Below are 19,284 nucleotides of genomic sequence, written 5' to 3'. Positions count from 1 at the left end.
GTCAGGTTACAATCGGGATCCGTATCTGGGCAGTTTGCGGCCCTTGAATAGCCTGGAATGGCTGTTTCCCATCCACCAAACGCCCGCCGGATTTGTACCACGCCCCGTGCGGAAGCCCTCCTTCCCCTTCACTCACACCCCTAGAAGACTTCAGATATGCGAACCCTTAGCCTGCTTTGTCTATTTGCTGTGACTTGGCTTCCGATTGCGGTAGCTCGTGCCGAGGACGACGGTTTCATCTCCATCTTCGATGGCAAGACGCTCGACAACTGGGACGGAAATCCTGCCTTTTGGAGCGTCGAAGATGGAATGATCACCGGTCAAACGACCGCGGAGAATCCGACCAAAGGGAACACGTTTCTGATCTGGCGCGGCGGGGAAGTTGGCGATTTCGAACTGCAACTGGAATACAAGCTGATCGGCGGCAATTCGGGGATCCAGTACCGCAGTTTTGAAGTCGATCCCGAGAAGCAAAAGTGGGTTGTCGGCGGCTACCAAGGGGACTTCGAATCGGGGGACACCTATTCGGGAATCCTGTATGGCGAAAAGTTTCGTGGCATCCTGGCCAATCGCGGACAGAAGACCGAATTGGTTCGCAACGACGGCAAGTTCAAGGTGAACGTTGTCGGTTCGGTCGGCGATTCAAAGACGATCCAATCGAAGATCAAGAAGGAAGACTGGAACACCTACACGATCACCGCCAAGGGGTTTGAGTTCACGCACAAGATCAACGGCGTCCCCACGGCCGAGTGCACCGACAACGACACCAAGGAACGTCGCGCCAGCGGTATCCTGGCGTTACAGCTGCACGCGGGCCCGCCGATGAAGGTCCAGTTCCGCAACATCCGCGTGAAGCATCTCAAGTCGGCGGGCAGCGACGACGTGAGCCACAGCGACGCGAGCGAAAAAAAAAAGATAGTATTCATCGCGGGTAAGCCCAGCCACGGCTATGGTTCGCACGAACACTATGCCGGCTGTCGCTTGTTGGCCAACGCGCTGACCGAAGCGATGCCCGGATACTCCGCCGAAGTGATCCAAAACGGATGGCCCGAAGCGGGAGCCGAAACGCTTCAAGATGCCGACACGATCGTCGTCTATTGCGACGGTGGCGGTCGGCATCTGCTGAATCCTCACATCGACGAACTGGCACCGCTGATGAAAGCCGGTGCCGGTTTGGTCTGCATCCACTACGGCGTCGAAACGTTGGCCGGCAAGCCAGGCGATGCTTTCTTGGATTGGATCGGCGGCTATTTCGAAGCCAATTGGTCGGTCAACCCGCACTGGGTTGCCAAATACGAAACCTTCCCCGATCATCCGATCAGCCGCGGCGTGGAGCCGTTTGAAATCAACGACGAGTGGTACTTCCACATGCGGTTTCGCGACGGCATGGATGGCGTAACGCCGATCCTCTCCGCACATCCTCCAGCCGATACGATGCGCCGTCCCGACGGTCCGCACAGCGGCAACCCGACGGTTCGCAAAGCGGTCGCCAACGGCGAGATTCAACACATGGCTTGGGCGGCCGAACGCGATGGCGGCGGCCGCGGCTTTGGCTTCACCGGCGGCCACTTCCACTGGAACTGGGCCGATCCAAATTTCCGCAAAGTGATGCTCAACGCGATCGTCTGGACTGCGCACGGCGAGGTTCCCGCAGCGGGCGTTTCGACCGACGACCCGACTCAAGAACAGCTGGAAGCCAATCAGGACGAGCCCAATCCGTCGATTGCCAAAAAGGAAAAGAAGGGGAAGAAGATCATGCGAACGGTCGTCGACCGCGAGGTGGCGACCAAGCCGAAGTCCGACGCAAAGCGTCTCTTCCTCAGTGATCCGGTGAGCAAGGAAACGCCGGGGATTTCGGTCGCGATCGATGTGCCGCTGGGAGATGCAAAGCAGCTCTTCTTGGCGGTCACCGACGGAGGCAATGGCTACAGTTGCGATTGGGCCGATTGGGCGGAGCCGCGTTTGGTGGGCCCCGCCGGGGAAATGAAGCTGACCGATCTGAAGTGGAAGCACGCTTCGTCGGGCTTTGGCCAGGTTCGCGTCGGTAAAAACGCTGGCGGTGGACCGCTGCGAATCGATGGCAAAGCGGTTCCCTACGGAATCGGCACCCACGCGCCGTCGGTGATCGGTTTTGATCTACCCCTGGGCTACGACCGGTTTGTCGCTCGCGGCGGTCTGGACAACGGCGGAACCGACCAGGGATCGTGCGGCGGCAGCGCCGAGGTCCGTTTTGCGGTCTACGACAAAATGCCGACGCTGGAAGTTTCCGGTGGCGGATCGCGGGAAGCAGGCGAAGCGTTGGATGGTTTGGATGTGGGAGGCGAGTTGGCAGCCAGTGTGTTTGCCGCCGAACCGCAACTGCTGAGCCCTTCGAATATCGATATCGATCACCGGGGCCGTGTTTGGGTTTGCGAAATCGTCAACTACCGCAAACACAAAGGCAAGCGACCCGAAGGGGATCGGATCCTGATCCTGGAAGATACCGATGGCGACGGGATGGCCGACACCGAGAAGGTCTTCTATCAAGGGGACGACATCGATTCGCCGCACGGCGTCTGCGTGTTGGGCAACAAAGCAATCGTCTCGGCCGGCGACAAGGTGTTCCTGCTCACCGATTCGGATGGCGACGACAAGGCGGATCAAAAAGAGGTGCTGTTCAGCGGCATCTCCGGGGCGCAACACGATCATGGAATCCACGCCTTCACCTTTGGCCCCGATGGCAAGCTCTACTTCAACTTTGGCAACGCCGGTGGGCAGCTGAAGGATAAGGATGGTAAACCGATCGTCGACGCGGCGGGGAACGAAGTCGCGGCGCGACGCAAACCGTACCAGGAAGGAATGGTCTTCCGTTGCAATCTCGACGGCAGCGAATTGGAGACCCTCGGCTGGAACTTCCGCAACAATTGGATGGTCACCGTCGACTCCTACGGCGGGATCTGGCAATCGGACAACGACGACGACGGCAACAAAGCGGTCCGCATCAATTATGTGATGGAGTACGGGAACTACGGCTACAAAGACGAAAAGACCGGTGCGGGTTGGAAAGCCGATCGAACCGGAATGCACACCGACGTTCCGCTCCGCCACTGGCACCTGAACGATCCGGGCGTCGTCCCCAATCTGCTTCAAACCGGAGCCGGTTCGCCGACGGGGATCACCGTCTACGAAGGCGATCTGTTGCCGATGTTTAAAGGGCATCTGCTGCACTGCGATGCGGGCCCCAACGTCTGCCGGGCATATGTGATCAGCGACGACAAAGGGGGCTACACGGCCAAGATCCGTGAGATCTTGACCGGATCGCAGGACAAATGGTTTCGCCCCTCCGACGTGAAGGTCGCTCCCGACGGTTCGTTGATCATCGCCGATTGGTACGACCCAGGGGTGGGCGGCCACGGCATGGGGGATCTCGAGCGCGGGCGTCTGTTCCGTATCACGCCGATCAAACACGATGCGTCGTACAAGGTTCCGAAGTTCGATTTTGAAACCGCGGCGGGAGCGGTCGAAGCGCTCAAGAACCCCAACTATGCGGTTCGCTACATGGCGTGGCAAGCGCTGCACGCGATGGGAGCCGACGCAAACGCTGAGCTGCAAAAATTGGCGGCTTCGAAAAATCCGATCTACCGCGCCCGAGCCCTTTGGTTGTTGGGTAAGACCGACGGCCAAGGGAAGTCGACGGTCGGCAAAGCGATCCAAGATTCCGATCCCAACGTTCGCATGATGGGCGTGCGGCTGGCACGCCAGTTGGATTTGCCGGTCGACGAATTCGTCACGCCGCTGCTTCGCGATCCCTCGCCGCAGGTCCGCCGAGAATTGGCCGTCGCGCTCCGCGAGAGCAAATCGGAGCAGGTGCCACAGCTGTGGACTCAACTGGCCACACAACACGATGGCAAAGACCGTTGGTATCTCGAAGCGTTGGGAGTCGGTTCGGATCTGCAAGCCGATGCCTGTTTCGACGCTTGGATCAAAGCGGTCGGTGACGACTGGAACACCCCCGCCGGACGCGACATCATCTGGCGTTCGCGAGCTCCCGCAGCAACTGCTTATCTGGTCAAGATCTTGCAAACTCCAGAACTCAGCGAAGCCGACCAAGCCCGCTACATGCGCGCCTTCGACTTCCACGAGGGCCCAGAAAAAGAAGCGGCTCTGTTGAAGCTGCTAGGACTGTAACGAAAGCTGCTACCATCTGCCCTCGGTAGCACGTAAGTTCAAAGCCGCGGAGCTCGCGATCGCATAAAGCCTGCGGCGCGAGCCGCAGGATCACTTCGAAGGCCGGAGGCCGACATAAGAACTGCGGAGGCGTAAGCCTTTGGTCCCGAGAAGGCTCCATAGCCGAGAGGCCGAAGGCCGGGACATGCGGGCGATGGATGTGTGTCGGCCCGCGGCCTGTTAGTTTGTTCGCGCACAAGCAACCGGCGGTTCGCGCCGTCGGCACTCGATTTGTCGGCCTCCGGCCTGTGATATGCAGCCAGCGACTGGAGCACTTCAATCATGCATCCAGTTCTTAAAGAGCCGGACAGATATCTGGTATCTTTAGAAGGCGGTGCCGACCCAACCTGTGGTTTTCTGATCGCATCCAAAATCCTTCGTTGCGTCAACTGTCACTTTGAAATGTCGATTCCAGTTGCTCATGTAGCGTGCGATGCTTTTGTTGTACACTTTCATGGGTAAACTGCCTAAACTGACACGTTCCCGCTCGATTTCATTTGCCGAAGTTGAATCTCCTACCTTCTTATCGCGCAGCGCATTTGTTGTCGCGTTAGCACGGTTGCCGCGCCTGCCGCTTTGTTTTCCCTTGGATTCCCACACGGTCTGTTTATGTTTCGTATTCCGCTGTCGATCGTCGTTTGTTTCGCTATGGGGGCGATTGCGTTTGGCCAAGAGCCGACGCCGCTCAGTCCACGCGACAAATTGATCGTCGAAACGGTGTTGCGAATCAAAGACTTTAAGATCGAGTCATCCGCACCGGCCAAAGCGGCGCTGCTTCGCTATCTGCGATCCCAACCGGGGACGGAGCAATATTTTGAACTGATCGAACGCTTCGGGTTAACCGACGTCGCGGGTGAGCTGTCCGAGTTTGCGATCGCGCACGCCGACGAAACTGCGGGCGTGCGGGCGGCAGAATTGCTGTTCAAACTCGACCGCCAGGAGTTGTTGATCGATTTGATCTCGGCGGAAGCGAACGATCACGCGGTCGCTGCGGTCGCGTTGATTGGTCGGGTTGGAGGAACTAAGACGCAGGAGATTCTGATGCCCCTGATCGCGGCGTCGGACAAGTCGGCCGAACTGCGCGCCGCGGCGGTCGCCGGAATCGCGCGTCGCAGCGATGGCCAGCGGGCGTTGCTGAAGATCGTCGCCGATGGCAAACTGCCGGCCGACCTGAACTTCGCCGCTGCCAACGCGTTGTTCGGCTCCGATGACAAATCAATCGTCGCCGAAGCCGCGAAGTACCTACAGCTGCCCGCGACGGCCGACAGCCAACCGCTGCCGCCTATTTCGGAGCTGATCCAAAAGCAAGGTGATCCGGTCGCCGGGGCGATCGTGTTTCGCAAATCGGGAACCTGCATCAACTGTCATAAGGTGAAGGGGGAGGGGAAAGAGGTCGGCCCGGATCTGTCGGAGATCGGAAGCAAGCTGTCGCGCGAAGCGATGTATGTCGCTGTTTTAAACCCCAGCGCGGCGGTCAGCCATAACTTTGAAACCTATTCGCTGCTGACGATCGATGGCGATGCAACGACCGGTCTGTTGGTCAGCGAAACCGATGCCGCGGTGACGCTGCGGAATGCCGAAGGGATCGACAAGACGGTGGCTCGCGATGATATCGAGCTGTTCCAAAAGCAAGCAAAGTCGCTGATGCCTCAGGATTTGCAGCGTTTGATGACCGTTCCCCAATTGATCGATCTGATCGAATACACGCTGACATTGACGAAGTAGTCAAGCATGCGTTTCATTGATCGACCCAACGTGGCGCGGCTGCTAGCAGCCATGGATGGCCTCGACGGGAGGCGTTAGACATGGCGCAACCCGCAAATTCTACCAGGTTTGCTTAATCTGCATTATCGGCATGACCGATACTTCTCTGTACAGGCGACATGCGCTCCGGGGGCGGGTGTCGCGAGAATCGAGTCTTTCAGCCAATGCAGAATGAACATGCCGATGGCCACTATTCCAACCAGTCAACCACGGAAATTCGTCGCTGCAGCCCTCGCTTGGGCCGCGTGCATCGCGATCGTTTTTTCCGCCACCGCGACGGCACAAACGCGGCAACGCGAGACGACCCGTGGAACCTACGCACCTCCCGTGCTGGAATCGGGTACCGCTCCAGCGACCAAGTTGCAAAGCAGCCCGGTCGCCAACAGTCACCGGGCCAGTGAACCCACACGGCAACCGGCGGCTCCCGAAGTCGTTCGGCAGGTCGATTACGAAGTGATTGAATTGTCCCAAGAACCTTCGGTGCTGGACATGGGCCCGGATTATGGTTCGCCGGGGTGTGATTCCGGTGGCTACTGCGATTCGATGGGAGGCGGATGCTGCGGTTCGCCAACGTGCGGTGGCTGCGGACCGACCGTCTGCAATCCCTGCTTCGGGTACGGAATGCCCTGCCAGCGATTGTTTGGTTCGCTCGAATATTCGATGTACTGGCGACGCGGGCAGACCCTGCCGCCATTGGTCACCAGCAGTCCGGGAACGACCGCAGTGGGAGTTGCGGGAGAGCTGGGCCAAGCGACCACAACGATTTTAGTCGGCGGGCTGACGCGCGGCGAAATGACCTCCGGCGGTCGGGCTCAACTGGGCATCTGGATGGATGATTTCCAATGCCGTTCGATCCTGTTGCGTTTCTGGGGCGTCGGTGACGAGACGTTTGATTATTCCTTTGCCGACGATGGATCGGGCGACTATCTTGCTGTGCCATTTAACAACGCAGGATTGAACAACGAAGCCGACGCGTTTTTGATCGTCGAACCAAACGAAACCACGGGCAGCATCAACATCCAAACGCGGTCCGAAGCTTATGGTGGCGATGCGTTGCTGCGTCAGAAATGGCGTACGGGGCTAGGCGGACGGGTCGATGCGTTCTGGGGTTATCAAACCGCTCGGATCAACGAAAGCCTGACGATGTCGGTCGATTCGTTAGGGCTCGACGGCGGGACTCGCGCTGGCCAACGCCTGCAGATCACCGATTCCTTCCAAGCGAAGAACGAGTTCCATGGAGCGACCTTTGGCTTCGACAGCTTCTATCGCGAAGGCTGTTGGTCGTGGACGATGTTAACGAAGATTGGTTTCGGTTCAATGCATCGCGAGGCGGCGATCCGTGGCAACACGGTTCGTACCAGTGGCGGGATCGAGGCGCTTAGCGATGAAGGCTTCTTCGCTCGGAATTCGAACATTGGCGACACCAGCAGCAGCAAGTTTTCCGTGGCCCCCGAATTCGATTTGAAGCTTGGCTATGCCGTTTGCCCAGGCGTCGATCTTTCGATCGGCTACAGTTTTCAGTTGTTTACCAACGTCGTCCAGCCTTCGGGGATCATGGATACGACGACGACCGATCTGAGCACGACGTCGACCAGCCACCCGATCGTCAAGTTTGACGACACGTCGTATTGGATCCAGGCGTTGAACTTCGGTTTGGCTTGGAATTACTAGGAGGGCAAACGCCCGTCCACGTAAGGTTTCGTCGAACGCGATCCGTCTTCGGATCGCGTTTCCGGCATTTGTGGGATTACTCATTCACTCGCTTGCGGTTCGTGTTGGTAGGTTCAACGAATTACCTGCACGCTTGCGACGCCATCCTCCGAAGCGATACAAAAGCGACGGTCCGCCATCGACTGCGCCTCCGATGGATCATGCGTCACATGCAACACCGTGACTCCGGTCTGACGATTGATCTCCCGCAACATTGTTTGTGCGGCTTGACGAGTCGCCGCATCGAGCGCGCTGAGGGGTTCGTCGAGCAATAGGACCGAAGGGCCAAACGTCAGTGCGCGTCCTAGGGCCACTCGTTGAGCCTCGCCGCCGCTGAGGCCTCGGACGTTGCGGCCCAACAACGGACTGATTTGTAAAATATCAGCGATCTCGTCGACACGTTGCTTCATTTTTGTCGCGTCGGTTTTGCGCAGCCGCATCGCAAATTGTAAATGTTGCCGGACGGTCATCGTGGGGAATAGGGCGAGATCTTGCGGCACGTATCCGACGTTGCGATCCGCAGCGGACCATCGGGTGACATCGACGCCAGCGATCTTGATCGTCCCGCTGCGCAGCTTTCTCAAACCGCAGATTGATTCAAGAATCGTCGTCTTGCCGATCCCTGTCTTCCCCATCACGACGGCATATTCGCCCGTCTCCACGCGTAGGTTGATCGCACGCAGTGAAAAGGATCCGGCCGCGATGGTTGCGTCTTCGATTTCGATCATGTCGACAGCCCCGCACCGATCCAACGAAGCGTCACCAAGACGATGATCGCCATCGCGACCATTAACAACGACACGGCAACGGCGGCATCCAATTGCCCGACGCTCAATTCCAAAAAGACAGTTGTCGAGAGGACCTCGGTTCGGAACCGCGTGGAGCCCGCGAAGACAAGGATCGGACCGAATTCGCCAAGCGCCCTCGCCCAGGCGATCGTTCCGGCGGCGATCATTCCCCGCCAAGCTTGCGGCAGCGCAACGTACAAAAACGCTTGCCCGCGAGTGCAACCGAGCGTGCGGGCGACGTCTTCGGCTCGCGGGTCGATCTGGTCAAACGTCACGCGCATCGTCCGCACGGCAAACGCACACGCGACGGCAAACTGCGCCAAGATCACCGCCGGCCAGCGAAACGTCACCTGAAAACCAAGCGATTCCTGCAACCAAGTTTCTAGCCGCCAATCGGAACCGGGGAACAGCCACTGCGAAAACGGAAACGGCTGGTGGAACAGGATCAATAGACTCAGTCCAAGCACCAACGGCGGCAATACGATCGGAATGTCGACGATCGTGTCGATCACCGCGCGGCCGGGAAATCGGTAGCGGGCTAAGGCGTAACCCAGCGGGGTTGCGATCCACAGCGACAGCACCGCAGCGATCGTGCAGCTGGTCATCGTCAATCGAAACGCGGATTGAATCTCCGGCTTCTTCAACGCCGCGATAAACTCCGTCGGCGACGTAAACAACAGGTCGGCGACCAACAGCAACACGATCAGCAGAATGAAATTTGCCGACAGTCCCGCGACCACGAAATAGAAGACGACATCCCTCAATCTTCGAAAACGCGTGCGTTGGAGTGTCATGGGGGCAAGGGAACCTAATACGAAATCTATCGAAACGGGGCCGTTCGAGGAGACCGATCTTCCAACGGAAACCTTCCATCGTCGCTGCGCTGTATTGTTCGGCAGTGTCGGCCAGCGTGACCATGATAGACGACCGCGGCGTCGAGCGATCCGGTCCACATGGAGTTCATCTCTGGGACGCTGGGCCGAACATCGAGCCTGTGGGGACTGACAACTCGGGAACATCCAACCCGGGAGCTCCGTCGGAAACGTGAAACCCATGTTCGCGATAGATCTTCAGGCCTTGATCTCGTGCAGCAACAAAGCGGGCAAAGTGGAGCGTTTTGTCTCGATTTTGTGAGGATTCCAGAACTCCAAGGGACACCTTTCCGATCGCGTTGCGTAACGCATCGATCGCGACAAATTCGAGATCCGGGTAAGAATGCAGTACGGCATCGTAGGCGATCCCCGCATCGGCGGATCCCACCTGAACATCGTTGGTGACTTCGATAACCGTGCCGCGAAACGCAGTTGTCGCCTCGGCGACTGCCGCCCATTGCCCGGTTTGCGTCAGGTGATCGCGGGCGATCTTTCCAGCGGCGGCGGCATCGGGACTCGCTTGTACCAAACGGACGTTATCGGCGAGCAACGATTTCAGTTGGACGATCCCCTTCGGATTGCCTCGCTTCACAACAACGCCTACCTGCATCGTTGCAAGTGGCAGGATCTCTGCTACCAGTCCACGCGCTTTCGCCGTCACCAAATAACTCTCATCCGCAGGCAGGTAGAGATCGCCGTGGTGAGTTAACTCCAACTGAGCGAGCAACGTTTGCGAGGGACCGTATTGAACGCGGATCGAAGTCCCGGTCAATCGCTCGTACGCTTGGCGGATCGGTTCGAGCACCGCCTGATTACTGGCCGCGCAATAAATATGGATAGCCTGCGAAGCCGTCGAGGCAGCGTCGGCGGGCGGCGCGCCAGGATGTGGCGGCGTGCGATTCGAACGGTCTGCGTGAATCAAGGAGCACAACAACGCTGCGACCAAGGCAACCGATCCCAACATCGCAACGACAGCCTTCGACATTACAACGGAACCTGAGTTTTCATGGTCGTCTCTGGGGAACCGGCAAGCTGACTAAAATCACCGCAGCGTAGCGTCCTTCGCACCGTGCTGCGGCTGCGGCGCTTATGCCATCCGTGCCAGCAGTACCAGGATGCAGCTGCCGTCATCGATCACGTTCAGCCCCGCCTCGCGAGCCGCTTGACTGGCTTGTTCGTCTTCGGCACCTGGCTGCATCCAAACATGTTTCACGCCGGCCCGAATCGCATCGTCGACGATCCGCCGCGTCACCTGAGGAGGCGTGATGATCGAGACGGCTTCGGGAACTTCGGCCAGATCGGCGATCGTGGCAAAAGCACGATGCCCTTCGATCGCGTCGGCGACCGGATTCAATGGATAGACCTCGCGTCCGCTGTCCAACAGGGCGCGGAAGACCTTGTTCCCATATTTTTCACGTTTGGACGACGCGCCGGCGACGGCAAAGGTCTGGGCGGACAAAAAGCTTTTTAATTGGTCTTCGTTCATCGAACGGGGCTCCACGTGCGGCATTGCGGGGGCGACGGGCAGCAAATCGCCGCCCTACTTTCATTATCGCGGGAAGTTGGATTTTAGAAAGGTGATCGCCGGGGGATCGGTGGTTGGTCGGATTTGGGGTGTTGGGAGCCCGCTTTTCGTCTCGCGACGCGGTCGTCGACGCCGCGTTACTGTCGAACGCCTTCATGACTATACTGAGGTTGGCCATCCCTCGGTTTGTATGACTGGGGATGTTCCAATTCCGGGGGACGTTGAGTTCGCCAAATCTCACCTTGAACTGTCGTTTGAAACGGAAACTATCGTGCAAAACCTATCGCCCGCGGGTAACGAACTCGTCCAACGCCTGTCGCAACAGCACGGTCTCTCGACCGACGCGGTCACGCATATGCTGATCGCTGTCCATAACGGCAATGGATCGATGGCTCAATTCAACCATCCCGAATTTGGCGGGTCGGGACAATGGATGAGCGGTGGGATGACGATGGTCAGCGATTTGTTCAACAACCAATTGAAGTATCGCGTTAGCAGCCTGTGCGCCGACATTTCCGACGCCCTTTACAACCACCAATTGGTTCCTTTTAGCGGTTCGTTCCAATCGCAATCGCAGGGGGGCAGCAGCAGCCAATCTCAAGCGGCCGGACAAATCGGTTCAACCAACAGCCTGTTTGTTCCGGATCCCACGAAGAATTGGTGGCCCAGCGAAATGGGTTCCCCCAACGCGATCGGTTCGCAGAACAATGTCCGTTATGCCTACTTCGCCAACAGCCATCGGTTGGCCGTCAACACCGGCGGCGGCACATGGGTCTACGATACGTTGAACCATCAAATCGGCGGCTTCAGCCAACAGCAAGGCAGCGGGGGATCGATCACCTTCACCAGTCAATTTGGCGTTGTCAATCTATCGACGCTGCCGGTGATCTCTCGCGACGGCGTTCCTGCCCCACCACAACAGACACACCAACCTGCGCCCAACCCGCCGCAACAACCGGTCGCCAACTCCCACAACGCACCGCAGAACTCGGGCTCCCGGTCCGACGCTGGCACGGCGGGGGTGGATGTGATCGAGACGTTGGATCGATTGGGAGGACTGCTAGAGAAGGGCTACATCAGCCAGCAAGAGTTTGAATCGAAGAAGGCGGATCTGTTGGGGCGTCTGTAGGATTGCGCACCATCTAGCGGTTGTTCCTCACGGTGGATACTTTTAAGTTCGTGCAAGCCTTCCAGAACACGCCGCCAATTCGAGGAGCCCGCCGTGCGTATCGCGTTATTTGCCGCGAAGCCTTACGACCGCCAGTTTTTTGACCAAGCCAATCAGGATGGCGAACACGAGATCCTGTATATCGAAGCCCGCCTGTCACCCCAAACGGTCCAGTTGGCAGAGGGTTTTCCCGCGGTTTGCGTGTTCGTTAACGATGTCGTCGATGCCGAAGTGCTACGGCGTTTGCAAGCCGGTGGCACATCGGTGGTCGCACTCCGTTCGGCTGGTTTCAACAATGTCGACATCCAGACCGCCGACGCCCTGGGGATCCACGTGGTTCGGGTTCCGGCCTATTCGCCGCACTCTGTAGCCGAACATGCCGTTGCGATGATCCTGGCGCTGAATCGCCAAATTCCCCGAGCGTATAACCGCGTTCACGACTGCAATTTCAGTCTCGAAGGTCTATTGGGCTTCGACCTCAACGGCAAGACCTTTGGGCTTGTCGGGACCGGCGAGATCGGCCGCGTGTTGGCCAAGATCATGTCGGGTTTTGGATGCCAGGTCTTGGCGTTTGATCCATTCCCTGACCCGCAGTGGGCGGACACTGCAGGGGTGCAGTATGTCGAATTCGATGCGCTGTTGGAACAATCCGATGTGATCTCGTTGCACTGCCCGCTGACCCCTGAAACGCATCACATGATCGATTCCAAAGCGCTGGGGAAGATGAAGACGGGAGTGATGTTGATCAATACCAGTCGCGGTGCAATTATCGAAACGCAAGCGGTGATCGACGCGCTGAAAAGTTCGAAGCTGGGTTCGTTGGGGATCGATGTCTACGAAGAGGAGGACAAACTGTTCTTCGAAAATTTGTCAGGGCAAGTGATTCAAGACGACGTCTTCATGCGGCTGCTGACATTTCCCAACGTCCTGATCACGGGGCACCAAGCCTTTTTCACGAAGGAAGCGTTGCAGCAGATCGCGTCGACGACGTTGCAGAACATTTCGGATATTGCCCAATCCGGCAGTTGCAAGAATCAATTGCACGCGCCCAAATCACAAGGCTAAGGCACTATCGAGCGAATGGGTTCGATTGAATCCGCGGCGCTTGGTTGCGGGGGGCGGCCGAAGTGGGGCTGGCAGATCGACCGCTGAAAACATCCCCTTTCGCAAAGAAGACATCATGGACTTGCGAAAGCGGGACGCTCTGGATCCGTTGCGTCAACTCGATCGGTTCGGCGGTGGGAAGGGCAACGGAGGGCGGAACCGGATCGAACGTGGGACTTTCCAGTATTGGATGCGTCGCGGCGGGGAACGCTTCGCTAACGTGATTCGCTTTCAGTGCAACCGCTTGTTCCAGCTGCGATGCGACGCTTGTTGGCGGAGTCACGTCGGACGATCCGCCCCACGGATAACGAAGCATCAGTAGCGAAATGCCAGCTGAAGACATCAGGATTGCCAAGGGAACGAGCAAGCGGATCATAGGCTTTCCAACGCGATACGGTTGGACGTGAGAAAACAACATGCGGATTCGCACCTCGCGGCACAAGCAGAGTTTGCTTGTCGCGCGGACGCACAGACTATGAAAATCTAGGTCACGCGAACGGGTTGTCCATTTTTCCTGTTCGCTCAATCCGATCCACGTGCCGCAGGGGGACGACTGGGGGGAGAATTTCGGAAAGACCGATTCTGATTGTTAGCGCGATCGACTTCTTGTCCCAGCGTAGGGCAGTTTCCAAATTCGCGGATGCCCATGCCAGCGGGGATAAGCTAAGGTCTTGTATTGCGGACTGGCCGGAGAGGGAACGATGAACGGCTGGTCGATGATACCCCGCGATCGGTTAGAATCGAGCGGGGTCTGCTTTTTTCCGACTCATACGCGCCTCGGCGTGCTGGAATGCAATGATCGAAGTCAGCGAGCTCACCAAAGCGTACGAAGACCTTCAAAAGGGAAGGTTCATCGCCGTCGATTCGGTCTCCTTTTCGGTTGGTCCCGGTGAGATCTTCGGCCTGTTGGGTCCCAACGGTGCGGGCAAAACCACGGTGTTGCGGATCTTGAGCACCGTCCTGCAAGCGACCTCGGGTATCGCACGCATCCAGGGCTACGACGTCTCCGCCGATCCCGCAGCGGTGCGGCGGCGGATCGGTTTTGTCAGCAACAACACCGCCGTCTACGACCGCATGACCGCATGGGAGATGGTCGAGTACTTTGGCCAATTACATGGCATGCCGCGCGACGTGCTCGATGCGCGCCTGATCGAACTGTTCGCCCAATTGCGGATGGACGACTTCCGCCACGTTCCCGGTGCCAAGCTGTCGACGGGTATGAAACAGAAGGTATCGATCGCCCGCGCCTTGGTTCACGACCCGCCCGTGTTAATCTTCGATGAAGCCACACTTGGGCTGGACGTTCTCGTTGCGAGAAACCTGCTGCAGGTGATTCGTTCCTTAAAAGACGCGGGGAAATGTCTTATCTTTTCGACGCACATCATGCGTGAGGTCGAACGTTTATGCGATCGGATCGCGGTCATGCACCGCGGACGGATTTTGGATACCGGTACGTTGGCCGAATTGCGTGATCGGCACAGCCAGCACGATTTTGAAGAACTCTTCTTCGACTTGTTGAGTCAACACGAAGCGGCGCACGACGACCCTGAATACGATTTGAAAGCGACATAACGGTGCAGCAAGACTCGCAAACACCACGGTTCTCCACGATTCGGCTGATCTACCTGCGCGAGATGCGGGATCAGCTGCGCGATCGTCGTACGATCTTCACGATCGCCATCCTGCCCATGTTGGTCTATCCTTTGGTAGGCATGCTGATGCTGCAGATGGCGCAGTTCACACAGCAGCAACCCATATCGATTTGCATCGTTGGCTCGGAGAACCTGCCCGGCGATCCGGCTTTGGTGATCGATGAGGAGTTGAACCCCGCGCTGTTGAAGCAGCCGGAAACCGTCCGGATCGAATCGCGCAATCCAGCCGATATGGCTCCCGATCAGATCGATGCCACCTGCCAGACGTGGATCCGTGACGGGTTGTTCGATGCGGTGGTGATCATTCCTAGCGGTTTCGACCCTGCAGCCAATGCCGCGACGACTCAAGGGGACGACGGGGCACCGGCTCCCGAAACCAAGGACGCGGTCGCTTCCAATGGGGAGGCTACCGACGAGGAGCATTCCATCAACGACCGGGAATCGTCGGACGTACCGGAGATCGAACTGCTGTACAGCGTGGCATCGGATCAATCGCGCGTCGCGGGGGACCGAATGCAAATGGTCTTGGATCGTTGGCGCAGCTTGTGGGTCAAAGAACGATTGATCCGCGAGGGAGTCGATGCCAACGCGCTGCGGCCTTTCGAGATTGAATCGCGCGACATTGCGCCGGAATCGACGCGGCGGGCCGCATTCTGGTCCAAGCTGCTACCGTTTGTGATGCTTGTCTGGGCGATGACCGGAGCGTTTTATCCGGCGATCGATCTGGTCGCCGGCGAAAAGGAACGGGGAACGCTCGAGACGCTGTTGTGTAGCCCGGCGCTTCGCAGCGAGATCGTTTGGGGCAAGTTGGCCGCCGTGACGACGTTCAGCATCATGACGTCGCTGTTGAATGTGGTCAGCATGCAACTGACAGCGACCTTTGCCTTTCATCAACTGGGGCTTTCCCAAGGGAACGCGGCGATGGGCTCGCCGCCGATCGGCGCGATGCTGTGGTTATTGTTAGCGCTTTTCCCTCTGTCGGCCCTTTTCAGTTCGCTCGCCTTGGCCGTCGCTGCGATGGCCCGCAGCAGCAAAGAAGGGCAATATTATCTGATGCCGTTGATGATGGTCACACTGCCGTTGGTCTTGGTGCCGTTGTTGCCTGGGACAACGCTCAGCTTGGGGACCAGCCTGATCCCGGTGACCGGGATGTTCCTCTTGGTGCGCGCTCTGGTCGAAGGGCAGTACAGCGACGCCTTGTTGCATCTGCCGGTCGTAGCGATGGTCACCTTTGGGTGTCTGTCGTTGGCGGTTCGTTGGGCACAGCGGCAATTCGAAAACGAAGACGTCCTGTTCCGCGATGGCGAGCAATGGGACTTGGGAATGTGGATGCGGCATCTGTGGCGTGATCGGCAACCGGTTGCAACCGTCGGCCAAGCGTTGATGTGCGGCGTGATCGTCCTGATGGGGCTCTTTTTCGGACGGCTGATGGCGTCCCAACCGCACACTTGGAACGACCTCGCAATCGCCGTCCTGCTGCCACAGATCGGGATGATTTTGGCTCCAGCGCTGTTGATGTCGATCGTCCTGACGACCAGCATTCGGACCAGTTTACGGATTCGGTTTCCACAGCGTGGCGCGATGGCCGCGGCGCTGCTGTTAGGCTTTACACTGCATCCGACCTACAGCCAATTGGGCTATTGGATTGGCGAGATCTATCCGATGTCCGAAGCGGCGAAAGAGGCGATTGCACCGCTGATGGAGCTGTTAAACGCGCAACCGCTGTGGGCGGTGATCTTCATGATGGCGTTTGTTCCGGCGATCTGCGAAGAGTTCACGTTCCGCGGATTCATCTTCGGCGGACTCGCTCGAAATCGTGGCGGTTTACGCGCCGTGTTGGTGACCGCAGTGATGTTCGGATTCTCCCATGCGATCTTCCAGCAAAGCCTCGCCGCGACCGTGATGGGATGCGTGTTAGGATGGATCGCGCTGCGAACCGGCAGCGTTTTGCCAGGAATTGTCTTGCACGTTACCAACAACGCGCTGTCGCTGTCGGTCGCCAGGACCACGCTCCATCCGGAGCTGTTTGATTCCTGGCTTGGGTTTTTCTTGCGTCAGGGGGCCGATGGCAACCCGTCATATCAACCCATTTGGATCGTCATTTCCGCCAGTCTCGCCGTCGCCTGTCTGATCTATTTTTCGCTATTCCACGATCAGTATGCCGACGATGACGAGATCCAAAAGAGCGAACGGGAATGGATCAAATCGCAAGAATCGCAGGCCGCGCAAGCCGCTTCCTGATCAAGACTGCGATTCGGGGCGATCGAGCGATAGGGAACCGCTGCGCCGCGTTTTGCGGTCGCAGCCCTTGCGATCGCCCATCCGGGATTATTCGTAGTCCCACTTCATGATCCACGGGTCGCCCGTCTTCTCTTGGAACTGCTTCAGTTCGGCTTGCATCTTTGCCAACCGATCGGCGTATTCCGGATCGTCGGCCAGATTGTTCGTCTCATGCGGATCGGCTTGCAGGTCGAACAGTTCAAACTCGGGACGTTGGATGTAACGCCCGACGGTTCGCTTGCCATACATGGTGTCCGGACCTTGATCGTATTGCGCCTGCCAAGTTGGAGCGGCCCATAGATCCGATGCAAACGGATAGGGGAGCGGATGGGCGATGTTCCAGATCAGCTTGTATTGCCGCTGGCGAACGGTTCGCATCGGATAATACATCTGGATCTCGTGGAACGTGTGCGAGCCATAGACGACGTCCCAATCGGTTGGATCCTGTTCGCCGAGGATCGGCAGGAAGCTGCGTCCGTGGAATTCTTTTTTCGGCGCTTTGACCCCCGCCATGTCGAGGATCGTTGGCGTCATGTCGACCAGGCTGATCATTGCGGAATTGACCGTCCCACGCTCGGGCATCCGCGGGTCGCGGACCAGCATCGGGATCGATAGCCCCGGTTCATATTGCGTGGTCTTGCCACCGGGAAAGGCGATCCCGTGATCGCTGGTGAAGATCACGATCGTGTTCTCCCAGACGCCGGCTTGTTTCAAAACTTCCGCCAAACGACCCATGCCCTGATCGATCCTCGAGACGCTTTGGTAGTACTGAGCCAGTTCGGCGCGACAGATCGGGGTGTCGGGCAGGTAGGGCGGCACGATCACATCGTCGGGCGAATAGAGGACTTCGTCGACGCCAGGATAGCCATTCGGTTTGTTTCCGAACGCGTTGGGATTCAGCGGCAGATCGGGACGCGAGCCGCCACGATGGGGATCGGAGGTGCAGAAGTAGAGAAAGAACGGTTTTTCGTCTGGTTTCACAAACGACTGCACGCGGTTGGCCATCTCGACAGCATTGCGGCTGTTCCCCGTCAGCACTTCGTCGAAATGGTAGACCGATTCGGGCGCGACATGGTATTTGCCGATCCGCCCGGTTCGATAGCCCGCCGCGTTCAACCGGACCGGCAGGCTTTTCGTCTTCGCAAACGAAGTGAAGTGGTGGTAGGCGTGTTCGTGTCCGTAGTGTCCATTCTTGTGGTTGTGAAGACCGGTCAAGATCACCGAACGCGATGCGCTGCAACTGGCCGTGGTGCAGAAGGCGTTGGTAAACCGGACGCCGTCGCTGGCCAAAGCATCGAGGTTCGGTGTTTTGACTGCGTCGTTTCCGTAGCAACCCATATCGGGGCTGAGGTCGTCGGTCACAAATAGGATGATGTTTGGCCGTGTTTCGGCGGCGACACTGATCGGGGAAAAAGTAAAGACCGACACGATGGCCAGTGCGAGGAATCCGATACGCTGCTTCATGATAAACTCTTGTTGTTGCTGGATAACACTTAATGCGATCGATCTTCGAGACGATCCGCGATTGTCGGCTCCGCTCGCCATCCAATGGAATCGAACGCGAACGCTGGGCACGGGGGGCCGGTCGCGTCCAATCCGTTCAATACCGGTGACGGATCGCCGACCGAGAAGTATTGTAAGCAAAGGAACTCTCGCAAGGGAGCCTTAGGTCCCCCTTTCCGTTACCTGTCGCCTCTTCAGTTCCCTTTCCACATCACGCTGAGTCCTCATGCAACGCGCCTGCCTGGAAGACATCCCGAATCTCGTCAAGATGATGGAGATGTTTTATGCGGAGTCGAACTTTCGGCTCGACACCGCTGCCGCCGCCGCAGCGTTCCGCAACTTGCTTGACAACGAGTCTTGGGGGGACGTTTGGAGGATCGACGACAACCATCAAACCGCCGGTTATGCGGTGACAACGTATCGGTTTGCGATGGAATTTGGTGGTTCGATCGCTTGTATCGACGACCTCTACGTCATGCCGACGTTCCGGAATCGAGGGCTCGGACGAATGGCAGTCCACGAAATTCGAGAGCATTGCACGCGCAACGGATTCCGCGGGCTCTGTGTCGAAGTCGATCGCGACAATCAGGCCGCGATGAACATCTATCGAGCGATCGGTCTGGTGCCGCAGGCAGGCCGGCGGATGCTGGCACTGCCGCTGAGTAAAGCGTTGCACCAAGGCGAGTTCAATTCGCCGCCAGCGGCAAATTGA

15 protein-coding genes are annotated in these 19,284 nt (G+C 58.1%); 8 read left to right on the top strand and 7 right to left on the bottom strand.

Features of this window, described 5'->3' with window-relative positions:
* Positions 1-156: 156 nt before the first annotated feature.
* On the top strand, positions 157-4,167 hold the full coding sequence (locus Poly24_RS14885) for a PVC-type heme-binding CxxCH protein (RefSeq protein WP_145096802.1): 4,011 nt from the start codon (positions 157-159) through the stop codon (positions 4,165-4,167).
* A gap of 363 nt (positions 4,168-4,530) precedes the next feature.
* On the opposite strand, the gene Poly24_RS14880 is transcribed toward Poly24_RS14885, so the two are convergent.
* The gene (locus tag Poly24_RS14880) at positions 4,531-4,806 is read right to left on the bottom strand and encodes a hypothetical protein (protein ID WP_145096799.1); all 276 of its coding nucleotides are present in this window, start codon (positions 4,804-4,806) and stop codon (positions 4,531-4,533) included.
* 9 nt (positions 4,807-4,815) lie between these two features.
* Between Poly24_RS14880 and Poly24_RS14875 the strand changes: the two genes are divergently transcribed.
* The gene (locus tag Poly24_RS14875; protein WP_145096796.1) at positions 4,816-5,931 is read left to right on the top strand and encodes a c-type cytochrome; all 1,116 of its coding nucleotides are present in this window, start codon (positions 4,816-4,818) and stop codon (positions 5,929-5,931) included.
* Positions 5,932-6,153: 222 nt separating this feature from the next.
* Entirely contained in the window at positions 6,154-7,641 is a 1,488-nt protein-coding gene (locus Poly24_RS14870) for a BBP7 family outer membrane beta-barrel protein (RefSeq protein WP_197451921.1), read from the top strand.
* Positions 7,642-7,754: 113 nt separating this feature from the next.
* Here Poly24_RS14870 and Poly24_RS14865 read toward each other — a convergent pair whose 3' ends face one another.
* The 4 genes from Poly24_RS14865 to Poly24_RS14850 all read right to left on the bottom strand — a co-directional run bounded on the left by Poly24_RS14865 (position 7,755) and on the right by Poly24_RS14850 (position 10,826).
* A complete protein-coding gene (locus tag Poly24_RS14865) occupies positions 7,755-8,408 on the bottom strand; it encodes an ABC transporter ATP-binding protein (protein ID WP_145096790.1) in 654 nt (217 codons plus the stop codon).
* Positions 8,405-9,262, bottom strand: coding sequence for an ABC transporter permease (locus Poly24_RS14860; protein ID WP_145096787.1), 858 nt, complete (start codon positions 9,260-9,262; stop codon positions 8,405-8,407). The genes Poly24_RS14865 and Poly24_RS14860 overlap by 4 nt, the downstream gene beginning before the upstream one ends.
* 166 nt (positions 9,263-9,428) lie before the next feature.
* Positions 9,429-10,325: a molybdate ABC transporter substrate-binding protein gene (modA, locus tag Poly24_RS14855; protein ID WP_145096784.1), complete on the bottom strand. Its 897-nt coding sequence runs from the start codon at positions 10,323-10,325 to the stop codon at positions 9,429-9,431.
* A 102-nt stretch (positions 10,326-10,427) separates the two neighbouring features.
* Positions 10,428-10,826, bottom strand: a complete 399-nt coding sequence (locus Poly24_RS14850) for a CoA-binding protein (protein WP_145096781.1) — start codon at positions 10,824-10,826, stop codon at positions 10,428-10,430.
* Between the two features lie 310 nt (positions 10,827-11,136).
* Between Poly24_RS14850 and Poly24_RS14845 the strand changes: the two genes are divergently transcribed.
* Both Poly24_RS14845 and Poly24_RS14840 read left to right on the top strand, forming a co-directional pair.
* Entirely contained in the window at positions 11,137-11,994 is an 858-nt protein-coding gene (locus Poly24_RS14845) for an SHOCT domain-containing protein (protein WP_145096778.1), read from the top strand.
* 93 nt (positions 11,995-12,087) lie between these two features.
* Positions 12,088-13,098, top strand: coding sequence for a 2-hydroxyacid dehydrogenase (locus Poly24_RS14840; protein ID WP_145096775.1), 1,011 nt, complete (start codon positions 12,088-12,090; stop codon positions 13,096-13,098).
* 4 nt (positions 13,099-13,102) lie between these two features.
* On the opposite strand, the gene Poly24_RS14835 is transcribed toward Poly24_RS14840, so the two are convergent.
* Positions 13,103-13,513, bottom strand: coding sequence for a hypothetical protein (locus Poly24_RS14835; protein WP_145096772.1), 411 nt, complete (start codon positions 13,511-13,513; stop codon positions 13,103-13,105).
* 419 nt (positions 13,514-13,932) lie between these two features.
* On the opposite strand from Poly24_RS14835, the gene Poly24_RS14830 reads away from it, so the two are divergent.
* Positions 13,933-14,709 (top strand): ATP-binding cassette domain-containing protein, encoded by a 777-nt coding sequence (locus Poly24_RS14830; RefSeq protein ID WP_145096768.1) that lies wholly within the window; start codon positions 13,933-13,935, stop codon positions 14,707-14,709.
* A gap of 2 nt (positions 14,710-14,711) precedes the next feature.
* On the top strand, positions 14,712-17,030 hold the full coding sequence (locus Poly24_RS14825; protein WP_231753153.1) for an ABC transporter permease subunit/CPBP intramembrane protease: 2,319 nt from the start codon (positions 14,712-14,714) through the stop codon (positions 17,028-17,030).
* Between the two features lie 87 nt (positions 17,031-17,117).
* Here the strand turns inward: Poly24_RS14825 and Poly24_RS14820 are convergent, their stop codons facing one another.
* Entirely contained in the window at positions 17,118-18,533 is a 1,416-nt protein-coding gene (locus Poly24_RS14820; protein WP_145096765.1) for a sulfatase family protein, read from the bottom strand.
* A 265-nt stretch (positions 18,534-18,798) separates the two neighbouring features.
* Between Poly24_RS14820 and Poly24_RS14815 the strand changes: the two genes are divergently transcribed.
* On the top strand, positions 18,799-19,284 hold the full coding sequence (locus Poly24_RS14815; protein WP_145096762.1) for a GNAT family N-acetyltransferase: 486 nt from the start codon (positions 18,799-18,801) through the stop codon (positions 19,282-19,284).

This window comes from Rosistilla carotiformis, assembly GCF_007753095.1.
Lineage (GTDB): Bacteria > Planctomycetota > Planctomycetia > Pirellulales > Pirellulaceae > Rosistilla > Rosistilla carotiformis.
Note: the sequence above shows the minus strand (reverse complement) of the source record. Positions and strands in the feature narration are given on the sequence as shown.

Bases quoted from the DNA above. Each gene is read 5' to 3' on its own strand.
- Poly24_RS14885 (WP_145096802.1), top strand. From the start codon at position 157: ATGCGAACCCTTAGCCTGCTTTGTCTATTTGCTGTGACTTGGCTTCCG.
- Poly24_RS14875 (WP_145096796.1), top strand. From the start codon at position 4,816: ATGTTTCGTATTCCGCTGTCGATCGTCGTTTGTTTCGCTATGGGGGCG.
- Poly24_RS14870 (WP_197451921.1), top strand. From the start codon at position 6,154: ATGGCCACTATTCCAACCAGTCAACCACGGAAATTCGTCGCTGCAGCC.
- Poly24_RS14865 (WP_145096790.1), bottom strand. From the start codon at position 8,408: ATGATCGAAATCGAAGACGCAACCATCGCGGCCGGATCCTTTTCACTG.
- Poly24_RS14860 (WP_145096787.1), bottom strand. From the start codon at position 9,262: ATGACACTCCAACGCACGCGTTTTCGAAGATTGAGGGATGTCGTCTTC.
- modA (WP_145096784.1), bottom strand. From the start codon at position 10,325: ATGTCGAAGGCTGTCGTTGCGATGTTGGGATCGGTTGCCTTGGTCGCA.
- Poly24_RS14850 (WP_145096781.1), bottom strand. From the start codon at position 10,826: ATGAACGAAGACCAATTAAAAAGCTTTTTGTCCGCCCAGACCTTTGCC.
- Poly24_RS14835 (WP_145096772.1), bottom strand. From the start codon at position 13,513: ATGATCCGCTTGCTCGTTCCCTTGGCAATCCTGATGTCTTCAGCTGGC.
- Poly24_RS14830 (WP_145096768.1), top strand. From the start codon at position 13,933: ATGATCGAAGTCAGCGAGCTCACCAAAGCGTACGAAGACCTTCAAAAG.
- Poly24_RS14820 (WP_145096765.1), bottom strand. From the start codon at position 18,533: ATGAAGCAGCGTATCGGATTCCTCGCACTGGCCATCGTGTCGGTCTTT.
- Poly24_RS14815 (WP_145096762.1), top strand. From the start codon at position 18,799: ATGCAACGCGCCTGCCTGGAAGACATCCCGAATCTCGTCAAGATGATG.